19 protein-coding genes are annotated in these 23,898 nt (G+C 48.4%); 6 read left to right on the plus strand and 13 right to left on the minus strand.

Annotation, left to right across the window (positions count from 1 at the left end):
- Window positions 1-335 precede the first annotated feature (335 nt).
- Window positions 336-1,091, minus strand: a complete 756-nt coding sequence (locus AC2VDX_RS05740) for an SIMPL domain-containing protein (RefSeq protein WP_378174443.1) — start codon at window positions 1,089-1,091, stop codon at window positions 336-338.
- Between the two features lie 115 nt (window positions 1,092-1,206).
- Here AC2VDX_RS05740 and AC2VDX_RS05745 point away from each other — a divergent pair, with 115 nt between their 5' ends.
- From AC2VDX_RS05745 to murI, 4 genes are all read left to right on the plus strand, one after another.
- Entirely contained in the window at window positions 1,207-1,344 is a 138-nt protein-coding gene (locus tag AC2VDX_RS05745) for a hypothetical protein (protein ID WP_378174440.1), read from the plus strand.
- 90 nt (window positions 1,345-1,434) lie between these two features.
- Entirely contained in the window at window positions 1,435-2,844 is a 1,410-nt protein-coding gene (locus AC2VDX_RS05750; protein WP_378174437.1) for a cation:proton antiporter, read from the plus strand.
- Between the two features lie 471 nt (window positions 2,845-3,315).
- Window positions 3,316-5,253 carry an N-acetylmuramoyl-L-alanine amidase gene (locus AC2VDX_RS05755; RefSeq protein WP_378174434.1) on the plus strand — a complete coding sequence of 646 codons (1,938 nt, stop codon included), beginning with the start codon at window positions 3,316-3,318 and terminating at the stop codon, window positions 5,251-5,253.
- Window positions 5,254-5,284: 31 nt separating this feature from the next.
- A complete protein-coding gene (gene murI, locus AC2VDX_RS05760; protein WP_378174431.1) occupies window positions 5,285-6,142 on the plus strand; it encodes a glutamate racemase in 858 nt (285 codons plus the stop codon).
- A gap of 108 nt (window positions 6,143-6,250) precedes the next feature.
- On the opposite strand, the gene AC2VDX_RS05765 is transcribed toward murI, so the two are convergent.
- Window positions 6,251-6,379 carry a hypothetical protein gene (locus tag AC2VDX_RS05765; protein WP_486928117.1) on the minus strand — a complete coding sequence of 43 codons (129 nt, stop codon included), beginning with the start codon at window positions 6,377-6,379 and terminating at the stop codon, window positions 6,251-6,253.
- 595 nt (window positions 6,380-6,974) lie between these two features.
- On the opposite strand from AC2VDX_RS05765, the gene sds reads away from it, so the two are divergent.
- Window positions 6,975-7,946 carry a solanesyl diphosphate synthase gene (gene sds, locus AC2VDX_RS05770; RefSeq protein ID WP_378174425.1) on the plus strand — a complete coding sequence of 324 codons (972 nt, stop codon included), beginning with the start codon at window positions 6,975-6,977 and terminating at the stop codon, window positions 7,944-7,946.
- Window positions 7,947-7,992: 46 nt separating this feature from the next.
- Here sds and AC2VDX_RS05775 read toward each other — a convergent pair whose 3' ends face one another.
- The 11 genes from AC2VDX_RS05775 to AC2VDX_RS05825 all read right to left on the minus strand — a co-directional run bounded on the left by AC2VDX_RS05775 (window position 7,993) and on the right by AC2VDX_RS05825 (window position 22,802).
- Entirely contained in the window at window positions 7,993-9,429 is a 1,437-nt protein-coding gene (locus AC2VDX_RS05775) for a GUN4 domain-containing protein (protein WP_378174422.1), read from the minus strand.
- Entirely contained in the window at window positions 9,426-10,685 is a 1,260-nt protein-coding gene (locus AC2VDX_RS05780) for a hypothetical protein (RefSeq protein WP_378174419.1), read from the minus strand. The genes AC2VDX_RS05775 and AC2VDX_RS05780 overlap by 4 nt, the downstream gene beginning before the upstream one ends.
- Window positions 10,686-10,863: 178 nt before the next feature.
- The gene (gene uvrC, locus AC2VDX_RS05785) at window positions 10,864-12,825 is read right to left on the minus strand and encodes an excinuclease ABC subunit UvrC (protein WP_378174416.1); all 1,962 of its coding nucleotides are present in this window, start codon (window positions 12,823-12,825) and stop codon (window positions 10,864-10,866) included.
- 673 nt (window positions 12,826-13,498) lie between these two features.
- Window positions 13,499-13,966, minus strand: a complete 468-nt coding sequence (locus AC2VDX_RS05790) for a response regulator (RefSeq protein ID WP_378174413.1) — start codon at window positions 13,964-13,966, stop codon at window positions 13,499-13,501.
- A 424-nt stretch (window positions 13,967-14,390) separates the two neighbouring features.
- Window positions 14,391-15,119, minus strand: a complete 729-nt coding sequence (locus AC2VDX_RS05795) for a PEP-CTERM sorting domain-containing protein (protein ID WP_378174410.1) — start codon at window positions 15,117-15,119, stop codon at window positions 14,391-14,393.
- Window positions 15,120-15,368: 249 nt separating this feature from the next.
- Window positions 15,369-16,514, minus strand: coding sequence for an NF038130 family PEP-CTERM protein (locus AC2VDX_RS05800; protein WP_378174407.1), 1,146 nt, complete (start codon window positions 16,512-16,514; stop codon window positions 15,369-15,371).
- A 922-nt stretch (window positions 16,515-17,436) separates the two neighbouring features.
- Window positions 17,437-18,606 carry an LL-diaminopimelate aminotransferase gene (locus tag AC2VDX_RS05805; RefSeq protein WP_378174404.1) on the minus strand — a complete coding sequence of 390 codons (1,170 nt, stop codon included), beginning with the start codon at window positions 18,604-18,606 and terminating at the stop codon, window positions 17,437-17,439.
- Window positions 18,607-18,711: 105 nt separating this feature from the next.
- Window positions 18,712-19,035 (minus strand): thioredoxin family protein, encoded by a 324-nt coding sequence (locus AC2VDX_RS05810; RefSeq protein ID WP_378174401.1) that lies wholly within the window; start codon window positions 19,033-19,035, stop codon window positions 18,712-18,714.
- A 479-nt stretch (window positions 19,036-19,514) separates the two neighbouring features.
- Window positions 19,515-20,285, minus strand: a complete 771-nt coding sequence (locus tag AC2VDX_RS05815) for a PspA/IM30 family protein (protein WP_378174398.1) — start codon at window positions 20,283-20,285, stop codon at window positions 19,515-19,517.
- Between the two features lie 244 nt (window positions 20,286-20,529).
- Window positions 20,530-21,285: a PspA/IM30 family protein gene (locus AC2VDX_RS05820; protein WP_378174395.1), complete on the minus strand. Its 756-nt coding sequence runs from the start codon at window positions 21,283-21,285 to the stop codon at window positions 20,530-20,532.
- A gap of 164 nt (window positions 21,286-21,449) precedes the next feature.
- Window positions 21,450-22,802, minus strand: coding sequence for an SPOR domain-containing protein (locus tag AC2VDX_RS05825; RefSeq protein ID WP_378174392.1), 1,353 nt, complete (start codon window positions 22,800-22,802; stop codon window positions 21,450-21,452).
- A gap of 158 nt (window positions 22,803-22,960) precedes the next feature.
- On the opposite strand from AC2VDX_RS05825, the gene AC2VDX_RS05830 reads away from it, so the two are divergent.
- The gene (locus tag AC2VDX_RS05830; protein WP_378174389.1) at window positions 22,961-23,530 is read left to right on the plus strand and encodes a DciA family protein; all 570 of its coding nucleotides are present in this window, start codon (window positions 22,961-22,963) and stop codon (window positions 23,528-23,530) included.
- The last annotated feature ends 368 nt before the right edge of the window (window positions 23,531-23,898 follow it).

Below are 23,898 nucleotides of genomic sequence, written 5' to 3' on the forward strand. Positions count from 1 at the left end.
TAGACCTCAGTCCTTCTGTGAGGACGCAGTTGGGAGGTTGTCGGTGAGGAGCGATCGCCTTTAAATTAGCAAGCTTGTCTGTGGGGCGCTCGTGGCTAATAAGGGTTCAGTTCGCCCAGCTTGAGAACGTGAACCAGGTTGAAAAACAAGCATAGACAAAGTGATACTTACTCCCTTAAATACTCAGAGGTTTGCGGGACGCCACCAGCATCAAGGCGTTGTCGTTCATGCGCGATCGCAAGTTGTTATAAAATCTGTTCTCAAATTCCTCAGAGGGATTAGTCCCTCTTATGAAAAACAATGACATCAGGTGGGCAAAAGCCCACCCAACATTCCTAATAGCTAATTTGTAGAGTCACCGATGCCTCTACCTGTTGTTCGCCACCAATCACGGGTGTAGACGCCTCTACCTTCCCAGATCGCAAAGCCATGTCAGCTAAGGGCATTGGGGGTGGCGGCGGCGCAGAAGCACCATTGACTTGAATGTTCACAACTTCCCGGCGGGTGAGATTTAGGGCACCCAAAACAGCATCAGCTTGCTCTTGGGCATCTTGAGTCGCTTCGCGCAGGGCTTGCTTTTGAGCGGTAGCGATCGCACTATCAGCAGCAATAAAACTAATGCCGTCAATCCGTGTCGCCCCAGCTTTCACCGCTTCATCCAGAAGCGTTCCGACTTTTTGGGTATCAATCCGAAAGCTAACGACGTTGGTGGCAGTATACCCAGTCAGGCGTTGGACGTTATTTTCATAGCTGTAAACCGGGTTGAGGCTAATGCCAGTGGTTTGTAATTTTTCCACATTGCGAGATTTTAGCAACTCCACCACTGCGGTCGATCGGCGTGCTGCTTCCTGTTGCACATCCGCAGCCACTTTACCCTGAACCTCAACCCCCAGCCGCACCAGCGTTAACGTTGTCGCAATCGATTCTTCTCCCCTGCCAGTCACAGTAATAGTTCGCAGCATTTTCTCTTGGGCGATCGCTGGATTAGTCATGATTAAACTTAAAAGACCCACGGCGAAAGATATTGCCTGACGCTGATACCAGGAACTTGCGAAAGATGGAGTTCGATTCATTGGCTCGTGTGTTTTCATACTAGAACTGCACCAGCTGCTTTTAATTTTGCCGGTGGAATGTTCCTAATCTGCCACTACCGCAGCTAAAAAATCTCAGCAGTTACCGTTTTGGCAACTTAGGCGATAGTGCTAGTTGCAATGCAAGTGCTATCGCCCGATCGCCAGCCCTCTAGGGTATGGTAAGTATTTATACTTGAGTGGAAGCGACTGGATTCAACTGCGCGATCGCGAGTTAGAAATTGACCGCATCCCTCTCAAGTCATCATCTTGACAGGTCTTTCACTCTCGTTGAATATCCAGATAAAAGCTTGCTTTTGTAAAGAAGCTTGTACATTGAAAAGAATGATTTTGTGCAGAACTCATGGCGATAGATGCAACTCACTGGCTTAGTTTACTAAGTCCAACTTTCTCGTTCTCACTTTGGAGCAAAACCATTCCTGTGCTAGCAGCAGCAACACCAGAAGCAGAAAAAGGCCCACTGGTCTTAGCAGCGGTATTGCTGAGTTTAGTCATCATTTACTTCGCCAGCAAAATCGGGGCGGAGTTATCAAACTGGATGGGCTTCCCGCCTGTATTAGGCGAACTGGTCGGCGGTGTGGTGGTGGGTATTTCTGCCCTGCATCTGCTGGTATTTCCAGAAAGCGGCTCCTCGGCTTCTGATTCTGTACTGATGACCTTCCTGCAAGGCACCTCTGGCTTAAGTCTCGACACAATTGGTGAGGTGTTTCAAACCCAGAGCGAAGTTATGTCCGTTTTGGCGGAACTGGGTGTGATCGTACTGCTATTTGAAATTGGTCTGGAATCGAATTTAAAGGAACTGATGGCAGTCGGTATCCAGGCAGTCGTTGTCGCCGTAGTGGGGGTAGTGGTGCCCTTTGTAGCTGGCACTGCGGGGCTGATGCTCTTGTTTGGCGTGCCAGCGATTCCAGCGATTTTTGCGGGGGCTGCTTTGACTGCAACCAGTATTGGGATTACTTCCAAGGTTCTCTCAGAACTGGGGCGTCTCACTTCTAAAGAAGGTCAGATTATTCTGGGCGCTGCTGTCATAGACGATGTTCTGGGTATCATCGTCTTGGCAGTGGTGGCAAGTTTGGCAAAAACAGGTGAAGTGGATGTCAGCAACGTCATTTATCTGATCGTTAGCGCCAGTAGTTTTCTATTAGGTGCAATTCTGCTGGGTAAGGTTTTTAACCAATCCTTTGTAGCGATCGCCGATCTGCTCAAGACACGCGGCGGGCTAGTAATACCCGCTTTCATCTTCGCATTCTTGATGGCCTATGTGGGAGCCGCCATCCACCTAGAAGCTATTTTGGGAGCTTTTGCCGCTGGCTTAGTCTTAGACGAGACGGATAAGCGTAAAGAACTGCAAAAGCAGGTGGTGCCCATTGCCGATCTGTTGGTGCCGATTTTCTTTGTGACGGTTGGTGCTAAAACCGACCTGGGAGTTCTCAATCCAGCGGTTCCCAGTAACCGGGAAGGGTTGCTCATGGCTATTTTCCTGATTGTCGTGGCAATTGTCGGAAAGGTTGTTACTGGTCTAGCAGTATTTGGTCAACCTCAGCTCAACCGATTAGCGATTGGCGTCGGGATGATTCCACGAGGCGAAGTTGGGCTGGTTTTTGCCGGTGTTGGTTCTGCCAGCGGTGCTTTGTCTGAAGCCACAGAAGCCGCGATTATTATGATGGTCATCTTGACAACTTTTTTAGCACCTCCGTTATTACGGTTTGTGTTTCAGGAACCTGCATCGGTTCCTGCTAAGGAAAGCGATTAGTCATTAGTGGGTAGTGGGTAGTGGTATACAATCAACACCGACTACCTACTGACAAAAAACTAACAGCGAACGGTTTTTGTGAAACTTAAGTTACTTTATCTACGTCCCTTGGGGTTGGTTATAGGATTCAAAAGGTTTCTCTCGCTTTGAGAAAAGTGTTGACTTGCGCGACTTGGGGATAGGCAGCATCAAAACGTCATCATTGCCCAACCCTGGCAAGCAAAAATCTCGCTTTGAGAGACTCCACACACCAGGCATCTTCCCGATGGCAATTGGCTTTTTCCAGCGAAAAAAGTCATGCCTAGTCGATTATTCTGCATTGCTACCAAAGTCGTGATATTGTTCAACCCAGTCTAAAATCGTTTACTTTGTTTACCCCAATGCACCGGATGTGAACCGAAAACATCCGAAACAGGTCTACAGCGTACAGACCGACGATTACGGTCTTTGCCTTTTTCAGGAGCAACGATAGTGAGATTTTACTGGCTATTACCCAGTTTTTTGAGCATTTTTCTCGTTTCACTTCCCGCTAATGCGGCGAGACTGGTGTATTGGCGTTTTGATGCCAATCAGAACCGACTGGACTTTAGGACGGATGATGGAGTTCAACCGCGAGCGCAACTGCTTGCCAACCCGACACGTCTGGTAATCGATCTGCCCGGTACCAGCTTGGGACGCCCAACGGTGACTCAGCAATTGGCTGGAGCGCTGCGTTCTCTGCGAGTAGGACAGTTTGAGGGCAATATTACTCGGATGGTAATTGAATTAGACCCTGGTTACACCCTCGATCCAGAGCAAGTGCTAGTTCGAGGAGCTTCCCCCAGCCAGTGGTCGGTGCAATTACCAAAGCCCGAACGAGTAGCGCGGGTGCCAAATTCTTCCCCCAGAGATCCAGATTTGGGAAATTCGCCGCCCCCTTTGCAGCCTCTTCCCAATGAGGCTCCTAGGAATCCTTCGCCGCCAAGAGTGCTGAGTCGCCCGCCGATTCGTCAGACACCCCCAAACGTAGCGGTTGGGTCGCTTGCTCAAATCGAAGATGTGCAGGTAACGCGGGATGGGTTTTTCCTGCGGACGAATGGGGGTCGCCTGCAGATTATTAAGGTGAAGCGGAGTAGCGATCGCAAAAACATTACTTTTGACCTGCAAGGCGCTACCCTTTCACGCAGTCTTGCATCGCCTTCTTCGACGGTGAATCGCTATGGCGTCAGTCGCATCTTATTGTCCCAAGTCGATACTTCACCCTCAATCGTTCGCGTCACCATGAACGTGAGGAGAGAAGGTCCGGACTGGCTGGCAAGTGTCAGCGATTTTGGTGGCATTGTACTCTTGCCGAAGGGTACGAGTGCTGGCGACATTGAAAGTCCGCCACTGGCTGGAAATCAACCCTCTCCCGTTACGGGGGAGTCCACACCGCCTTTGACTCCACCCAGCCGACCCGTCCCCACCAACCGTCCTAATAATCAGTTAGCAACGATTCAATCGGTGGAACTCGCTTCTTCCGGAACCCAGTTATTAATTCGGGCGGATGCGTCTGTAAAGTACACCGGCAGATGGGATGCAAAAGAGGGAGTTTATCGCATTACCATTCCTTCCGCTCAGTTGGCTGACCGAGTTAGGGGACCCCAACTGGATGCCACCACTTCGGTGCGGCGGGTGCGTTTGCAGCAGCAAGATTCGCGTACTGTCGTAATTCTGGTGCAACCAGCCTCAGGGGTGCAGGTTGGGGAACTCAATCAGGTGAGCGACCAACTTTTAGCGCTGCAACTGCAACGAAGTCGCTTTGGATCGGTTGTTCCCCCCACGGGTTCTGTTCGCGTGCCGTTGCCTGAGAATAATAATCCGCCTTCGCCATCCCCCCGCCCCCGTGTTGGACGATTGGTTGTGGTTGTAGACCCCGGACATGGTGGTAAAGACCCTGGAGCCATCGGTTATAGGGGTCTGCGGGAGGTAGATGTGATCTTGCCGATTGCACGGCAGGTAGCGGCATTGCTAGAGCAACAGGGCATCCAGGCGGTATTGACGCGAAATGATGACTATTTCGTAGACCTGCAACCGCGAGTCACAATGGCTGAGCGAGCCAACGCTGATTTATTTGTCAGTATCCATGCCAATGCAATTGATGGGCGTCCCGATGTGCAAGGGCTGGAGACTTACTATTACTCTAGTGGGGGGCGTTTAGCTCAAACAATTCACAGTAGTATTTTGCAGAACGTTGATATCCGAGATCGAAAAGTGCGGCAGGCGAGATTTTATGTACTGAGGAAGAGTTCGATGCCCTCTGTTTTAGTGGAAGTTGGTTTTCTTACCAGCCCACAAGAGTCTGTTAAGTTGGCTTCGCCGGATTACCAGAGCCAGATGGCAAGAGCGATCGCTCGCGGGATTCTACAGTACATTCAACAAAGTCTCTAAATGTCGGTTTGTGGGGAGTGGTTGATTAATCATGAATCAGGAACAAAAAATAAATGAGGCTCTTCAACGAGCCAGAATTGGGATTTTTGATAGCGGAGTCGGCGGGCTGACGGTCTTGAGGGAACTCTACCGGCAGCTGCCATCCGAATCGATTCTTTACTTTGGCGATACGGCTCGACTGCCCTACGGCACTCGCTCTCAGGCAGAAATTTTGCACTTTGTGCGCGAAATTCTCATCTGGATGATGCAGCAGGGCGTCAAAATGGTAATCATGGCTTGCAACACCAGTTCTGCCCTGGCTTTGGAGGCAGTGCGGTCTGAGTTTCCTCTGCCGATTTTAGGAGTTATCTTGCCCGGTGCCCGTGCTGCTGTTGAGCTAGGCAACCGGATTGGGGTCATCGCCACCCCAGCCACTGCCGCTAGCAACGCTTATCGTCGCGCGATTTTAGAAGTTGACGCCACTGCCCAAGTTTGGCAAGTGGGCTGCCCAGAGTTTGTGCCGATGATTGAGCAAAACCGCATCCATGACCCTTACACCCAGGAAGTGGCGCGGGAGTACCTGGCACCGTTGCTGCACCATCGCATTGACACGCTTGTTTACGGCTGTACCCACTATCCCCACTTAGCACCCGTCCTCAGGACAATTCTGCCCCGGTCGGTGAATCTATGCGATCCGGCAGTTCATGTAGCGGCTGCGGCTGCTCAAGAGCTGGATTTACTAGGACTGAGAAACACCCGCCCACCTCTAGCCACTCGATTTGCCGTCAGCGGTTGTCCCGAACAGTTTGCACAACTGTCAGTACAATGGCTGGGGTGTACGCCTGCTGTAGAAAAGGTTTATTTACCGACAGTGCTACATCGGCAAATACCGCTTGAGCTAAGCGAGTAGCAGTCAATTGAAGAATGGGATCTTCAATCCAAAATCTCAAATTTGGCTGCTAATCGCGAATGGATGAGGTGAGCGTGCCGCAAACTGCTAATAATTCTGTCGCGATCGCTAGGGTACGGACTTCGTCCTACCCGCACCTTTCACAGTTCGCTGCGCCAGAATCAACAGCAGGTAAACGGTTAACAAATAACCAGTGGCTAAAATTGGAATAATCAGAGGCATTTCATTATACGTCATAGTGTCGCACAAGCACAAGTAGCGGAATGTAAATTTTTATACGATCCTAAGACAACGCCCCCAAGTCAAGGCTTGAGAATATGGCTGCCCATAGGAATTCTGGAGGTCGCGATCGCCCCCAAAATTCTTGATTTAACTGAAACCCCAGAAAATTGATAAAAATAATCTGGGGCTTTTCTCAGCAATCCCGTAGATAGCAAGCTAATCTACAGTGCCTGTTGAAAGTCCTTTATTTTCAGATGGCTATTTTTCCTAGGGCACTAGCGCTAGAAAAAGATGCAGGAAGCCGGAAATGCTACCGCCTACCAAAAATCTGCCATCCTTTACCAATTTATTACCAACACGTAAGTGTTTTCTGTAATTTTTTGGCTCAGTGAGTCTATTAAGCTTTTCAAATCCTTACATATTAGAGTAACACAAGATCCCTTGGGGTTAGGGGCGATTTTTTTAGATACTTTACAAGTCGATACAATTTCAAAAAAAGGCTGCGGGGGCATCTTCTAAGGAACAAAACTTCCCTGTGGGGGAGCATTAGCTTAAAATAAATGACAGGAATGTAAAATTTCGTAACTATTAAGCCGGAGTCGGCTGATCCATGACCTCAGTGACCTCCCTCTTTGCCCCTGTTGAATCAGACCTACGTGTTCTGACGGAGAATTTGAAAAAGCTGGTTGGTGCCCGTCACCCCATCCTGTATGCGGCGGCAGAACACTTATTTGGGGCAGGAGGAAAGCGCGTTAGACCCGCTATCGTCCTGCTGATATCGCGGGCAACCATGCTGGATCAAGACATTACCCCACGTCACCGACGTCTCGCAGAAATTACGGAAATGATTCACACCGCTAGTCTGGTACACGACGATGTGGTGGATGAATCCGAGGTAAGACGCGGCATTGCAACGGTTCATAGCCGGTTTGGCAATCGCATCGCTGTGTTGGCGGGAGACTTCTTATTTGCCCAATCTTCTTGGTATTTGGCAAATTTGGATAATTTAGAGGTAGTGAAACTGCTCTCAGAAGTGATTATGGATATGGCAGAAGGAGAAATTCAGCAAGGGTTGAATCGCTTTGATGCCAGTTTGTCCCTCGAAGCTTACTTAGAGAAGAGTTACTACAAAACTGCCTCCTTAATTGCTAACAGTGCTAAGGCGGCTGGATTACTCAGTGATGTCTCGGAGGAGGCGGCAGAAAATTTATATCGCTACGGACGTCATCTCGGCTTGGCTTTCCAGATTGTGGATGATATTTTTGACTTCACGGGTTCGACAGAAGCTTTGGGTAAGCCAGCGGGATCGGATCTAAAAAGTGGCAATCTGACGGCACCGGTGTTATTTGCCTTAGAAGAAAAACCTTACCTAGAGGCGCTGATTGAGCGGGAGTTTACAGAGGCGGGGGATTTAGAAGCAGCGATCGCCTTGATTGAAGAAAGTCAGGGCATTGAGCGATCGCGCGAATTAGCCGCACATCATGCCCAACTCGCCGTTCAACAATTGGCAGATTTACCGCCCTCAGAGTGCCGTCAAGCGCTAATTGACATGGCTGATTATGTGTTGAGTCGTCTTTATTAAGGAGAAAGATTGAAGAATGAATCAACAGCCAACAAGCAATTAGCCATTAGCAAATTTTACACTTGGCTAGTCTCGCCGCCAGAGAAGAACACACCAAATCCCAGCGACCCAATCCAGTATCTTCTAATCCCCCAGCCGGAAGATGACCCGATGGGGCAGAATTTTCCGAGAAAGTGAGAGCCGAGTAGTTTAACCAATTGCCTTTGACACGCCAACCAACTTGGTCGCCAAAACGACACCAAGTGGCATAGTCAAAGTCAGGTTTTCCGCCAACCCCTTCCCAAATGCGCTTCTGGACACTAAAGCCAAAGCGTCCGTCGCTGTACTTTACCCAGAGTCGATCGATCGATCCGAGGTGTTGGCAGGGAAACTTTTGAAAATCTTCGACTCTCAGCCAGCCTTCTGGTTCTCGATGGGAAATTTGCAGCAGCAGCATTCTTGTTTCCTCATCTGCTTCTTTCCAGTTCCTGGCGGCAAGTAAATCCCGCAGTTTGCTGTAATTTATCCCCAATGTCCTGAGACGAACGGGAGAGGAAGTCATCGTGGGTATCGTGACACTGACATCAGAAGGTCTAGGAAGTGTAGAGTTGAAGGCTTGCAGCACCTCCGAAGCAGCTTTATAGCGATCCTTCGGTAAAGGCTGAAGCAATTTATCCAAGATTTGCCCTAACTCTTGACTAATGGTTGTGCCTTCTGGCAGACACTCTCGCCACATCCAGCGACACTCTAGCGGTTCATAAAGACCATCAGAACCGTCTAATTTAGGAAGAGATTGGGTCAACAGACAAACGCAAGTGACTCCCAAACTGTAGAGATCGCTAGCGGGGTAGGCGTGACCGTGCATTTGTTCCATCGGCGTATATCCTACCGTACCGACCGTCGTCCCCACTTTCCCCATCGTCGTTTCTGTCACCAGTTTGGAGACGCCGAAATCAATCAGGACTAATTTGCCATTTCGGTGACGACGCATAATATTCTCTAGCTTGATATCCCGGTGAATCACCCCACGTTCGTGAATAAATTTGAGAATTGGCAGTAACTCAGCCAAAAACTGTCTAATCTTTTGTTCGCTAAAAGCTCCCTGAGTTGCCAATTCTTGACGTAAAGTTAGTCCCGCAATCAACTCTTGTACCAGATACAGGCGCTTATCTTCTTCAAAGTAAGCAAGCAGTCTGGGAATTTGGGGATGTTCTCCCAGTTGAAGCAACCGCACTGCCTCCTGGTTAAACATTGCCGTTGCTTTTTCCAGTGCCTTCGGATTGGCTTGAATCTCTGAGGATGGTAAAAATTGCTTCACCACGCAGGGCGCATCCATACAGTCAGTATCTGCTGCCTGATAGGTTCTGCCAAAGCCGCCACCGCCAATCGGTTTGAGGATACGGTAGCGGTTTCTCAGAAGTAGATGAGAGCCACAACTTTGGCAAAATTTATAATCGTCAGGATTCAGACCTTCGCGGCAATTGGGATTGAGACAGTAGATCATACCCAGGCAGGATTCAGCAGGTTGAGTCTATCGTAGTTCTTCCTAGAAGCGTGGCAAAGGGGAAGTGGCTGCGACAACTGGCGGCTGGCTATTGTTTGGGAAATGTCTTGCCGACTTCTCTCACGTCGCCTCTGGATTTTGTCATCCCCCACAGATGAGGCAAACACACTTGTTGGGTTAAAGGAAGGGGCGCTTTTTGGGTAATATATTAGCGACCAGATCGTTGCTCCCTGGTTTTTGTCAAATTTCTCTGCTGGAATGCCTGGGGCATCTATCCCCATGTGTCGATCGTAAAAGTAGCGGTAGAAGGGTAAGTAGCGTGGGGGTACTGAACTGAGTAATAGACTCGCCCATCCTTCGTCACCGATGCCTGCGCCGGATACGCCGGATTGAAGAAAGCGGCGATCGCCCGATTCATTTATCATAAATGCACCGGCGTACATGACCAATTTCCAGAAATGTCGCGCCGCAAAATCGGCGTCAAGGTCAGCATCCCCAACACTCTGGAGGGCATAGACGGCTGGAACTAGGAAAATCCCTGCATAACTGTCATAGCCAATCCCTTCCTGACTTAAACCCAACTGACCGTAAGCGTTGATTAGGTGAGTTTTCAGCCACTGTTTGAGCTGAGTGTATCGGTTGGCGCGGTTGCCTTCCTCGTACACTGCCAGCATCATCACCAGTTCCCCACCCCGACAGACTGCCACCCAGTTAGAAGCCATCGCTGGATTACTGAGGTTGGGGTGGCGGAAATTCTCCCAAGCATCGAGGGCGATGTTAATTTTGTCTTTAATGTAATCTCGCTGCTGTGGCGTCCAACCGCGATACGCCCAATCATAGGCGATCGCCAAATTTTGTCCCACCGTCGCCCTAGATAGCCCATATTGCGCTTCCGGCAGGCGGTTATCTGGGTCTGGATCTTGGTGGATGAGGTGGAGGGCTTCGTAGGCTATTTGTGCATACTTATTTTCATTTGTCAATAAGTACAGCAGTGCTGCTTCTCGTGCCAGATACGAACGGGCATAGTTCCAGTTGCCGTCATTTGGGTTGCCATCATAAATGTGCCAGTTGTTCTGGTTTACCCGCGCTTTCAGGGCATTGAACGCTTGCTGATGATGCGATCGCGGCACCTGAATTGCCGATCGGATTTGTTCGATCCGCCTTTGATTCAGAAATAGACGTGGGTGTGATTCGTCAGCTAGCGTTTTTAAGGGCGTTAGAACTATCAACAGACTGATTAAGATAGGGGTTTTCACCTCTTTGTCTGTGTCCTCTGTGGTTTAAATTTTGTCTATAGGAATCCTGTTTGATTTGTAAGATGTTTTTTTAACGAACCGCCAAGGACGCCAAGGACGCGAAGTAAGAGAGGAGGAGAGGTGGATAATTCCACAAGTCATTGCTATAGAAGTCAGGGTGAATCGCTTTTGGCTTCGGTCAAGCTGGATGAAAATAATTGTAGATTTCCTGGGCTAACTTAGGGCCAACACCAGGAGCCTCAGCCAGCTGCTTTGGAGTCGCTTCGCGGATATAATCAATGGATCGAAAATGGGCTAAGAGTTGTTTCTGTCGCTGAAAGCCCAATCCTGGGATTTCATCTAAACGCGATCGCCTCAGTTTATCGCTGCGCTGCTGACGGTGGAAACTGACTGCAAATCGGTGCGCCTCATCCCGCAGTCGTCGCAACAACTGCACTCCTGGTTGTTCTGCATCTGTCTGTAAGGGTGAAGACTCACCCGGTAAGAAAATCTCCTCTCGCTGCTTGGCAAGACTAACAACTCGCAAGTCTTCCATTAAATTCATCTCTTGCAAGACGGCGACAACCGATGAAAGCTGACCTTTACCGCCGTCAATCATTACTAAATCGGGCCAATCGGGATTTCCGAATCGCTGCAATTGGGGATCTTCGGCATACTTGCGGAAACGTCGCTGGATAACTTCCGCAAGACTGGCAAAGTCGTCCGAGTGACCGGCAGTAACGGTGGGATTTTTTATTTTATAGTGGCGATAGTGCTGCTTTGCCGGTATAGCGTCGATGAAGACTACCTGAGACGCCACAGCATTCGCTCCCTGAATGTGGGAGATGTCGTAGCCTTCAATCCGGTGGGGTAAGTCGGGTAGGTCAACAATGGTGGCTAAATCCTGCATCGCTTGCTCGTTGCGATCGCCCAATCGTTGCATCCGTGCTAGTTCATACTGGGCGTTGCGCTCCACCATCTCAATCAATTCTGCCTTGGTTTGCCGCTGGGGAGCAAGTAGCGTTACTTTTCGTCCTTTCCGTTCAGTTAAAAATTCTGTGAGCATTTCTCCTTCTGGCAACTCATGCTGCACTAGAATTTCCGTAGGGATTTCTACGGAGTCGGCATTTGCGTAATGTTCCTCTAATACCCGCTGCAAAATGGCTCCCGGCGTTCCCGATTGCGCTTCCGCAACAAAGCCTAAACGACCAACCAGTTTTCCCGCACGCATCTGGAACAATTGAATGCAGGCGTGTTGGGCGTCAGCAGCGAGAGCGATCGCATCCCGCGAAACGGTATCATCTGGCAGAGACACTTTTTGATCTGCACTCAAAGACTTTAACCCGGCAATTTGGTCGCGCATCCGAGCTGCTGCCTCAAAGTTTAGCTCTTCGGCTGCCTTTTCCATATTCGCCGTCAAAATATCAATCAGTTCCCCGGCTCGTCCTTGGAAAACCATCGCGATCTTTTGGATTGTCTTGCGGTATTCTTCGGGTGAAATCAACTTTTGACATACGCCTGGACACCGCCCTAAATCGTAGTTTAGACAAGGACGGTCTTTAAATAAAGGTTGCGGACGCTGACGGATGGGAAACAGCCGTTTTGCGATTCGTAAAGTGGTTCGCAACAAACCTGCATCGACAAAAGGGCCGTAATATTTATCTTTCTCTTTCCCCAGACGCCGGTTGCGAGTAATGAAAATGCGGGGATATTCTTCCGACCAAGTAACCAGGACGTAGGGATACTTCTTATCATCTTTGAGCAGCACGTTGAAGTAGGGTTGATGCTGCTTAACTAGATTGGCTTCTAGCGCCAGTGCTTCGGCTTCGGTGTCGGTGACGATGAATTCAATCTCTGCGATTTGCCGCACCATCATCATAATGCGGTCGCTTAATTTCTGGGAGTCGCGGAAATAAGAGCGAACTCGCGATCGCAATTTTTTCGACTTGCCAATGTAGAGGATGCGATCGCTAACATCCTTCATAAAATAGACCCCTGGTTCTGGTGGAATCTCTTTCAGACGGCTTTCCAGGCGTTCTGGCTCTTTGAGGAGCGGCAGGATTTTTGTAGATGCGATCGCTCCTTCAGACGAGATATAACCAGCTTGAGTTGTGGCGGGAGATAACTCGTTCCCATTTCTTAGCGTTTGCGGATCTGTCATCCTAATACACTCCTTGACAGCAGCAGTTGTTAATTTTTAGGTCACGCCCTTGAACAAACAGTAACAGGACTTACGCAAAGCTTATACATATAGCGTTTTTTCGGGTTCAATCCCCCTGTGGTTGCCCTTACTATGTGGTGATATTTGCGTCAGTCCTGAGTAACGTGGTTGCTAGCTCGTAAAATCTCGTAATAAACATTTTTTTTAATTCAAAATATCAGTGCAAGTTCGTAGTTAACATTTTTATTCGATTCACGAATCAGTAAAAATTCGGATCATTTTATTCTTTTTAAACCTGAACTTTTTTCCGGATTTTAGTTAAGCTTTCTTGAAGTCATTACTAGGTTAAATGAAGTTATAACGAATTATGTTAATTTTTCAGCTTTTAGTTTGAAATTGGTTTTAAAATGCTGCTACAGCAAAACTTTTTTCTAAGTCACCTCCCACCTGGTTAAAATCATGAATTTGGAAGAGTTTGAAAATCAATATCGGAACGCTATGGATGATACGCTCAACCAACTCCAGACAGTGATTTTGTTATTGGCACAAGTAGAATCTCAAGTTATGGAAATAAGTTCTTCTGTGCAACGTCTAAGCCACACAGTGGAAATATATATTAACGAAAATAAAAGTGAATAACTGTTAATTCAATTCCTAGAAGTTTAGTAAGGCGTTAACGAATTTCTTCTGCAATTGCTTGTCCCAAGGAAACTAGATTTACAGGTTTTACAAAGAACCGACGTGCCCCCAAACTCAGGGCACGCTCTTCATCAGCTTGAAAAGCATAGGCGGAAACGACTATCACGGGAATGTGGAGCCAGTCTGACCCTTCTTGGATTTGCTGGAGTAGGGTATAGCCATCAATATCTGGTAACTTTAAGTCTAGCAAAACTAAGTGAGGCTGAAAGTCAGCCATCGCCTGAAAAAAACCAGACCCCTCTGCTAGAGAGAGAACCTGGTATCCCAGATAACCAAGATAGTCACTTAGCAGCTGTCTATTCGTTTGGTTATCCTCAACGAGCAAAATTCGCTTAGCAGGTGCTTCAGCACGGAAGTCTGAATTCGGGTTGGATTTTGAGCGTTCAGTCTCACCGATCCTGTAAGATCCGCCTTGGAAGATAGTTAAAAGTGATATGAGCATTAACCGAATCTATTGCCACTCAGTGTAGCTATAACTTTATTAATAAGTCATCCGGTTAACAATAGATCGCAGTCCAGGTTTAGACGAACTTAAAAATAGACGTGCTGGGGTATTAGCAGGATACTTATCTGAAAGACTATCCAAAACTCCTGAAACCCTTGAAAAATCGTAGGGAATGGTAGAGCGTAAGCGTAGGCGCGTTCATGCCGTACGGCTTTAGCCTTCAAGGGAGAGTAACTAGGGCAAACTGCACCAGGGCTGGGGAACGTGAACTGAGAGCCTACACATCCGAGATTTGGATAGTCTTTCAGGGCATTCCGGACTTGCAAGCAACGCTTAAATTACAACAAAAAAAGGGAGCAGATAGCTCCCTACTTTTTTAGGCTAAGACTGTTTTAGGCTAAGACTGTGGAAGGTGCAAAATTTATGCTGCTTTTTGCAACTTGCGCTTAGCGGCAAAGAAACCACCCAAACCAATTAAACCCAACAATGCGGAGGGTTCGGGTACGTCGAGGGGCGTTGCCGTCTGGGAAACCTTGAAATTCACAGATACGTTAACAGGTACAGGTACAGGTAGAACTCCCGCAACAGTACCCAATGCAGAACCTCCACCAGAGATATTACACGTACCACTCAAGCACACTTTAATCTTATCGAACTCATAGTCTTTTACAGTCAAGATATCGGTAATCTTGTTGTAAGAGAAATTAAAGGTAGAAAGAAGATCGGTTTGACTATAGCTTAAACCCTTGAAGATGGAGCCAAAACCGCTAAAAGAGTTGATGAAACCATAATTACTGAAGTAGCTACCAAAATAATCTCCTAAATAACTGAAAGGATGATCGATGGTTAGTTCTGAATCTCCTTCATCTTGAAGCCTACCGCTGAGATTATCGATAATGTAGCTCTTGTCTACATCCACGGTGAAAGGTATTCCGCCGAAAAAGGAATTAACAGTGCCACTAACCTCGCCAACGTAATCGAGTTTTGTCAATTGGGCTGCCTCAACAGGAGCCATACCAATTGTGCCCAAAGTGACAACTGCTGCCCCCGCAATAGCGATTGATAACTTTACATTTTCTAACATTTTGGTGTCTCTATCAGTTCTAGGATTTTGCTTTCGTACAGCCACCGCAACCGGACTGTCAGGCATATTTTCGGTTTCGCGCTTGTGGTGGTACTGAACTTCTTGGCACCCTCAGTATGTCTGTCTATTTTTTACTGCAACTGTTATAATTTAGTGGTATTTACGGTAAATTTGGTTAAGTTACCGTAAATTTACTGTGATGTTTATATAAAGAAAAAATCGGCCCGCCTCTTTCTCTGGACGGTGCCGATAAATTTACAATCTTTAGCAAACTATTAACACTGCTAGTTTTTTATGAAGCAGTGACTACAGAATTTAGGCTTTTTTCAGCATCTTACGCTTGACGGCAAAGAAACTACCTACACCGAGCAGACCCAGCATGGCTGAGGGTTCGGGAACTGATTCTGAAGGAGGAACTTCGCCTTTGAGCGTGACTTCATAGTTGCCCGTGTGAGATTTGCCATCGCCTTTTTCCACCAGTCCAGAGTTTGTGGCATTAAAGTTGTAAAGGTATTGAGCTGGACTACCGTTATAGGCAACCTTAACGATTTCACTGGCTTGGATGACTAGATCCGTTTTAGCGATAAAGGCGGTCAGGGGATCTAATTTAGCTGAGAGGGTTGTGATTTGTCCGTCAACCAAGGCGATTTGACCTGTCAATGCGTTGATTTGACCTGTCACTGTGGTGATTTTAGCCAAAATCCCTGGCTTTTGAGCGGAGGAGGCAGCCTGGAATTGATTCTTGAGTGTATTGAGGCTGATTTGCGCCGTACTCAGTGCCGATTGCATCTGAGTGCGATTTGATTTAAGTGTATTGTAGGCACTTTGCATCTGAACTTGAGCAGGTTGAAGTGACTGTTGAATTAAAGATGCCCCATTCAAGTGACCAGCTAACCCAACGCGGATAGTACCATCATTGTCCTGGTTGACGTAGGAGAGATTCGGGTCGCTAAATCTCTGAAGTCCCCCACCGGCTACAAAAGCAGTTAAAAGCTCAGTTTGGGTATTTGCTCCAAGCAAGGGGCTGAGATTGTTGGCAACGATTAAATCATTCAACCATTTCTGAGCCAAAGTTGTGCCACCAACATCGGTATTCCAGTCAGATGAGGTGAGACTGCTGAGGGTAATGCTCTTGCCGCCGATGGTGCCTTGTAAACTGGTGACGCCAGTGTAGCTTGCGTATGCGGAGTTGCTGAGGGTTTCACTATTGGAAAATAGCTCGATGTTTCCAGTTGGGTTAGCGCTATTTCCGCCTAGAACTTTTTGCTCATTAACCCAAGTGCCGGGGGTATTGTTTACCTGGAACGTGTTTGTAGCGTCGGCATCGTAGGTTAGATAGGGTGCAGCTCCAGTAACGGTAGCATTTTTGATGGATGCAGCGGATGCTGGGGCGCTAGCGATCGCACTGAGGCTTGCCAACACTGAAGCGCTGAGCAAAATTTTCTTGATAGTACCTGTCATTTTGTGTGTCTCCACAAGTTTTCTGTCTAGATGAGTTTTGCTTGATAACGCGCACAGTAGCTAGGGCGCGGTCAGTTTTAGATCGGGTTTAACAGTTCTAAATAGGCAGGGGCAATGATAAATAGCCTGTCTTTTTAGCTTGGTCTGGTTATTTACCTGTCTGTATTTAATATAGTCAAATAACCAGTTTCAATCGGTAAAGTTTTGATGATTTTTAGTAAAATTTGAGTAAAGCTTGAATGCAAAAAACAATTTTATTTTTCCGTATACTGACCGTAAGAATACAGGGGAATAGCAGACATAAGCCTAAATTTAGGAAGGACATCTAAAATAAAAATTCTGTCAAGAGTAGTTTCTAGGAGTCCTAAGCTATTCGGCATTTAGAAGCTGCCTAACCTTTAGTGGCATTGCCAGTCTTTAGTTGTTACAGAGGCGATCGCTTACCTCTGTCCGTTAGTTGCCACCGCTTTCTGATCCGGCTGACGACTGACGACAAACCATCTATTTGAATCTAGGCTGCCTTAAATTCCTAAATACTTACTGCTTCTAACTGGGTTTTGCGCTTCCAGTTGTTTATTATTTTGAGAAATTTACGGAGAATTCAATGAACTGACTGTAGATTTACGGTTATGTTGAATGCTTCAAAAAAATAGCTCCGCTCTCTTTTTGAGGCGAAGCTAATCAGCTGTTGTGCATTTAATTTGACCATTTACTTGGCCCTGAGGAGCAGGCGTTAATATCTTTAGGACTTACGCACTGAAACCTTCAAACCTTGATCCCCCCTAGCCCCCCTTAAAAAGGGGGGAACCGGAAAAGTCCCCCAATTTATCGGGGGATGCAAGGGGGATCTCTGCGTAAGTCCTAATCTGGTCAGGTACAAGTTAAGACTTAGAGCCATTTTAGGCAGCGATCGCCGGTATTTTCACTGATGCATTACCGGGGATATCTTTTCAACCGCCATTTCCAATACACCTGGATCGTGTACCAGCGCAAACCGTACATATCCTTCTCCAGATTTACCAAAACCGGCACCGGGTGAGGCAGCAACGCCAGTGGTTTCTACCAGATGGGTGCAAAAGCCGATGGAGTTTTGTGCCCACGGTTCTGGCAATTTAGCCCAAACATACATGGTGGCAGATGGGGTGGGAACCTCCCAGCCAATTCTGTGAAGCGCTTTGACAAAGGCATCCCGGCGTTGGCGAAAAGTTTCAACTGCCGCCTTAACGCCCTCTTGAGAGCCACTCAGGGCAGCGATCGCTCCATTCAAAATTCCTTGGTATTGGTTGAAATCAACTGCCGCTTTCACCTGGCGCAAGGCGCGGATCAGATTTGCATTCCCAATCGCGTAGCCGATGCGAAAGCCGCCCATGTTGTAAGACTTAGATAAAGTAAAAAACTCAATCGAGACGCTTTTTTCGGGGTCGGCTTGTAAAATTGAGGGAACTGCAACGTCTTCAAATACCAGATCGGCGTAGGGAAAATCGTGAACCAGCACTAGATGATGACGCTGGCAAAAATCAACCGCTGTCTGGAAAAAAGATAAGGGCGCGATCGCGGTTGTGGGGTTGTGAGGATAGCTCAATATCATCATCCGTGACTGAGCCAAAACCGGCAATGGTATCTCCTCAAACACGGGCAAAAACCCATTTTCTGCCCGTATTGGCATCGGGTAAATTTGACCGCTGGCTAGGTAAACTCCCCCAGCATGGGATGGATAACCAGGGTCAAGCAGTAAGGCAAAATCCCCTGGATTCAGTACCGCCAAGGGTAAATGAGCGGTGCCTTCCTGGGAACCAATCAGGGACAGCACCTCGGTTTCCGGGTCAACCGGAATCCCGTATTTCTGAGTGTACCAGCGAGCGGCAGCTTGGCGAAAAGCTTGAGTGCCGTGAAACAGCAAGTAGCCGTGGGTTTTGGGGTCAGATAAAGATTGGGCGATCGCGTCGATAACCCGATCCGACGTTGGTAAATCGGAAGAACCCAGCGACAGATCGATGATGTTTTGTCCCGCTGTCCTGGCTTTTGCCTTTGCCCGATCCATATCGGCAAACACATTGGTTTGCAGGGGTTGTAAACGCTTGGCGAACTGCATATTTAGTCTTTAGTCCTTAGTCCTTAGTCGCTAGTCCTTAGTCTGTTGTCCGGTGTTTTTTGTCTCTCACCGATCGATGACGAATGACTAATGACTACTGACTGTTTACAGGTGAGTTTCCAGAATACTCATTAATTTCTGCTTCCCAATCGCTCCCTCATAAGATTCAATAATCTGAGTGTCCTTAAACAGCTTCAGAGCTGGAACGCCTTCCACTTTGTATTTGGCTACGGTGTCGGGATTGGGATCGACTTCCATCTTCACGACCTTGAGGCGATCGCCATAAGTTTCCGCAGCGGCTTGCACGGCTGGCGCTACGAGACGGCAAGGGCCGCACCAAGACGCCCAGAAGTACACTAATACTGGCTGAGTCGCTTTCAATACTTCTGTTTCAAAGTCTGCATCATTAATTGAGATTGTGCTGCTCATGTCACCCCCGATTGACATTTATATCATTGCTTAACCCACTCAACACAGTATTCAAAACCGTTGCGAGTAGGCAGGAAAGCAACCAAGGTTTACGCCTTTCTGATTGTAATACAGTACCTCAGACGGTTCGTTGGGAATGGTGGTTCATCAAGGAAATTTGCGATCGGACTTGATGAGTACAAAAGCTTTATTCAGAGCTGTAATCCGGACAGTTGTATCTGTATTTTCTTATTTCAAGTAGTTTGAAGTCTATTTTTTGAATTAGCTTATGTTTAATTACTCAAACGCACGCCAGCAAGCGAAAAATTATCATAAAATCTTCAACTGAGGCTTTTAGCTTAATTAAAGTCATTGAAACTAAGTCAGCGAATTATGGCAAGATAGACCCTCTAAATCTCATCGCCAACGAGTGTCAGATGGATGCAGAGCGGTCTATCAAAGCTTTGATTCGTAGATAAGTTATCGAAAAGTGCAGGAGCCTACAGGTTATCCAATTGCTTTTTCAGGTCTTCTAATTCGCTGTCAACTGCGGAATTAGATTTAGAGGGAGTGGTTGGGTTTGCTGCCGGTAGTTGGGCTTGCGTAGTGGAAGAACCAGTTAATTGCGCTTTCATTGCTGCCAATTCGTCATCAACATCGTTGCCGGATTCTAATCGGGCAAATTGGTTTTCTAAATCATTGCCAGTCAGCTCGGCTGCCGCTGTAGAACGAGCTTCTAGTTCCAAGACTTTTTCTTCCATCCGCTCAAAGGCTGCCATTGAGCCGCTGGTATTCAAACGACCCACAGCGCCTTGAAGCTGCTCCTGAGCCTTGGCACTTTGTGCCCGTGCCTTAAGCATATCTTTCTTGGTCTTGGCTTCGGAAATTTTACTTTCCACTGCAATCAAGTTGCGCTTGAGGGTTTCCACCTGAGTGGTTTGCTGATCCAAGCTAGGTTTTAGGGTAGCGGCAGTGTCAGCGTAGGTCTTCTTGCGTATCAGCGCTTCTTTAGCGAGATTTTCATCGCCTTTTTGCAGAGCCAACTGGGCGCGTTGTTGCCAGTTGTTTGCTTCGGTTAGGGCTTGGTTGTATTGTTGCTGAGTCCGTTTTTGGTTGGCAATGGCTCTGGCAACAGCCTGACGCAACTGCACCAGGTCTTCCTGCATATCGATGATGGACTGTTCCAGAATTTTTTCTGGGTCTTCAGCCTTGCTGACCACATCGTTAAGATTGGCTCTGACGACTCGGCTAATGCGATCGAATAATCCCATGACGCTGTTTATCCTCTTGGCGTGTACTAATGTAGGTATTTCCAGGCTCTGAGAGTAGCCTTGAGCAAGTTCAATTTAGGAGGTCAGATTTTCCATCGGTGCAGTAGTCGGCAATTGTCCCAAACCCCATTTCTAGTCTAGGGCGCTAGGCAAGAGTGACTTGGGCAACCTTCAGGAATCGTTAAAGACCCAACACATTTCTTCCTAGTCTAGAAACTTCTAGTCCAAAGCGGTAGTTTCCAGATCAAGAACTTTCCAGTTGGGATCGGATTTTTTGTAATTCGGCATCTTGGCTAGGGTCAAGTGCCTGCTGACTAGACGGCAGTTGCGGTGCTTCGGTGCCTTGGCTCAGCTGAGCTTTCATGGTGGCTAATTCGGTATCAATATCCCCAGCATCTTCCAGGGAGAGAAATTGCTTTTGCAGGTCATCGCTTCCCAGTTCAGCGATCGCTTCTGACTGTGCTTCTAGTTGCAAGACTTTCTCTTCCATGCGCTCGAAGGCGGTCAGGGAACTGGCAGTATTAACACCGCCTAGCATCTCGTTAATTTTCGCAGATGCTTGAGCCGAGCGAGCGCGAACGATGTACATATCTTTTTTCGTCTTGGCTTCAGAGATTTTGCTTTCTAGCGATCGCATATCTTGCTTGAGCCTGCCGACGACTTGATTGTGCTGATCGATCTGCGCCTGCATTGCCTCTGCGGTTTCCTGATAGGATTTGCGCTTGGTGAGGGCTTGGCGGGCTAAATTTTCGTCACCTTTTTGCAGTGCCAGTTGGGCGCGATTATACCATTCTTGGGAGGTAGACTGGGCTTGGCTGCATTGTCGCTCAGTCCGTTTTTGGGTAGCGATCGCTTGAGCCACCGCCTGCCGCAGTTGAATCAAATTCTCCTGCATTTCCATGACCGCTTCTTCCAGGATTTTTTCTGGATCTTCCGCTTGTCCAATCAGACTGTTGATGTTGGCTCGAATTACTCGCAAGATGCGGTCGATCAATCCCATGTCAGTTCTCCATTCACAACGCACGGGTTTAGTGGAAAGGCGGGGTCACTCGATCGTGAAGATGGCAACGAACCCCGAAAAGCAGTCGCCCTCAACGGGCATCGCAGTCCCCGTAGCAACGTTAACAGAATGCTAGGTTACTTTCCAACTCAACCACCTCCAGCTTAAGGCTGATCGACCGCCGCCGAAATCCCCTGTTTCTGAAGCTCTTTCACCAATGTTTGAGCTTGAGACTCTTTCTTGAACGCACCGAGATAAATTTGGGTGCCTTCTGGTGATAAATAGGCATCGGGAACAATCTTTCGCGCCTGTTGCAAGGAGCTTTCGCCATCGTATTTTACAAACACATAATAGAAGCCCTGCGGATTCGGCGCGGGAGTTGCCGTCGGGGAGGGTTTCAAACTCGGTTGTACAGAGGGGAGCCGTTGCGGCAATCCTGGCAGAGGACTAGCGGGTTTAACTGGCACTGTCGCGGCTGGCGGCAGCCCTGGGAGCGGCACCGAGCCAGATTGCCTTGCTAAGGGCAGCCCAGGCGAGGAGTTTCCGGGGGTAGATGAACTGGGTAGCGGGGCAATTGTTGGCACCGCTACTTGGGTTTTAGGTAAGCCTGCCACATTGGATCTCGGAGCTGGACTGGAAGATGGCAAGGTACTCAGGGTATCCAAATTTACGTCCACAAATTCGTCAGTTGCCAGGTTTGGGCCGCTAGGCTCAGATCCGGCTGCTGGGGCATTGGTGGTTGGAGTTGTTGCCGGAGTTGGACTTTGAGCAACGGTGGGCGTGCCTGACTCCCCGAAGCGATCTAAACCCAGATAACTGAGGCTGCCAGGATTAGTCACCAGATAGCCCAAGGTGGCAGTTGAAAATAGCAATAACAACAAGGAACCAACCCCTAGGGGAGTCAGCAGGCTATCCAGAAAACTGCGTTCTGAGCGCCGAGGAGTTGACGCCTCTTCTTCTACCAAACTTCGCAGAAGTTGTTCGGAAGATTCCAGATAGTCATTTGGAGGGACGTGCGTTGAAGTTGGATTGACAAACTCCGGTGGATTTGCGGCTGGTTCTGGATGCCAAGCTGGCTCGTGGGGCGGCATGGCGACGGTCGCTAGTTCCGCCGAGGGAGCCGATAAGTCAAAAGATGACGCGGGTGCGGGCGGTGTATACCATGTTTCATTCTGAATGGTTGTCTCAACTCCCTTGCCTTCCAGATTTTCTGCCTGTGGTGGAACGCTGGCTGGCGGCGGTGGCGGTGGGGCGGAGGGCGGCTGCGCTGGGGCGGCTGATTGATTCCTGCCGCCCGTAGCACTCACGGAAATTAAGTCGATGGGTTTGTGGCGAACCCGATCGTGATTCATGCGGGGGGCAGGCGACGCCCCACGTCCCCCTCGTTCGCGTCGGTATCGTGATAATTCTTCTTCTAGCTGCACGTCGAGGCTGCCCAGAGCCGCCTGCAAGGCTGGGTTGATGGGCTGGGCGGGGGAGGAGCGAGTAGAAGATTCAACCGAATGACCTTGACTCATAGCTTTAGCTACTGACGAATCTTGGGAAGCTGACGGATCTCTTTATTACACGCTGTTTTCTGCTTCAAGGCAACCGTAACCCGAATCTGCTGTCTTGGTTTTGGGTACGATCGAGCATGAAGACCGATCGTTCTGCCATTTAGCTGGGGATTTGTAGGATGTCTTTTAAATCTCTTAATCATATCTTAGGGGCTATCGAAAATCAGGCGGCGTGGCAGGCTAGCCAAGAATTTCAACAGTTGCTCAAGTGTTGGTCTTCGGTGGTGGGAGTGGCGGTGCAAGCTCAGACGCGACCGATTTCCATATCGAGGGGCGTTTTGTCGGTTGCCACCTCTAGCGCTGCTTGGGCACAAACTCTGACTTTTGAGCGTCAGCGGATCTTGCAAAAGTTGAATGCTCATCTAGGTAGCAATTTGGTTGATATTCGCTTTTCGACGGCTCAGTGGCAGAAGAAGTCTGGTTCTAGTCGTTCCTGGTATGCACAGGAACAATCTGTGGCGTGGCAAGAGCATCCCAGTCGAGTTGTTGAGGCGACATCTTCACCGTCGTTGAGCCAGAAGGTGGAACTGAAAGAACCCCACCAAGCTTTTCAACGTTGGGCGGAGGGAGTGCGGGAGCGATCGCAACATTCACCGCTTTGTCCCCAGTGCCAGTGTCCCACCCCTCCAGGAGAACTCCAGCGCTGGGCTGTGTGTGCCCTGTGTGTTGTCAGGCAATGGAAAGGCTAACTTTGAGTAGATTCGGTGCAATTAAGCCGAAACAGGGATTGGTAGTAGGTTGCGAGAAATGCTTGCTTTGTGTGGTGGCACCCCCTCAAACCCCACGAATCATCTGCATCGCTTGAATTTATTTAGGTGTATCTACTTAGCTCCTCATCAAAATCGGAATCTAAAGTTGTTTTGTAGCGTATGTAACAGATGCCTGTTTCCTCTCCGTTACATCTTGTAACTTAGACTCCTGCGTAGCCTTCTGTACGGAAGTCTTCTAGGGCGGAGCTTCTGTGGCAATGCCCTGGATTTATGGCATCAATCTATTTCCCGATTGCTTCGTCCGTACTCTGACGTGCTTACTTCCGAAATACTTACAGAGAATGTAA

It is taken from the genome of Coleofasciculus sp. H7-1 (genome assembly GCF_057473865.1).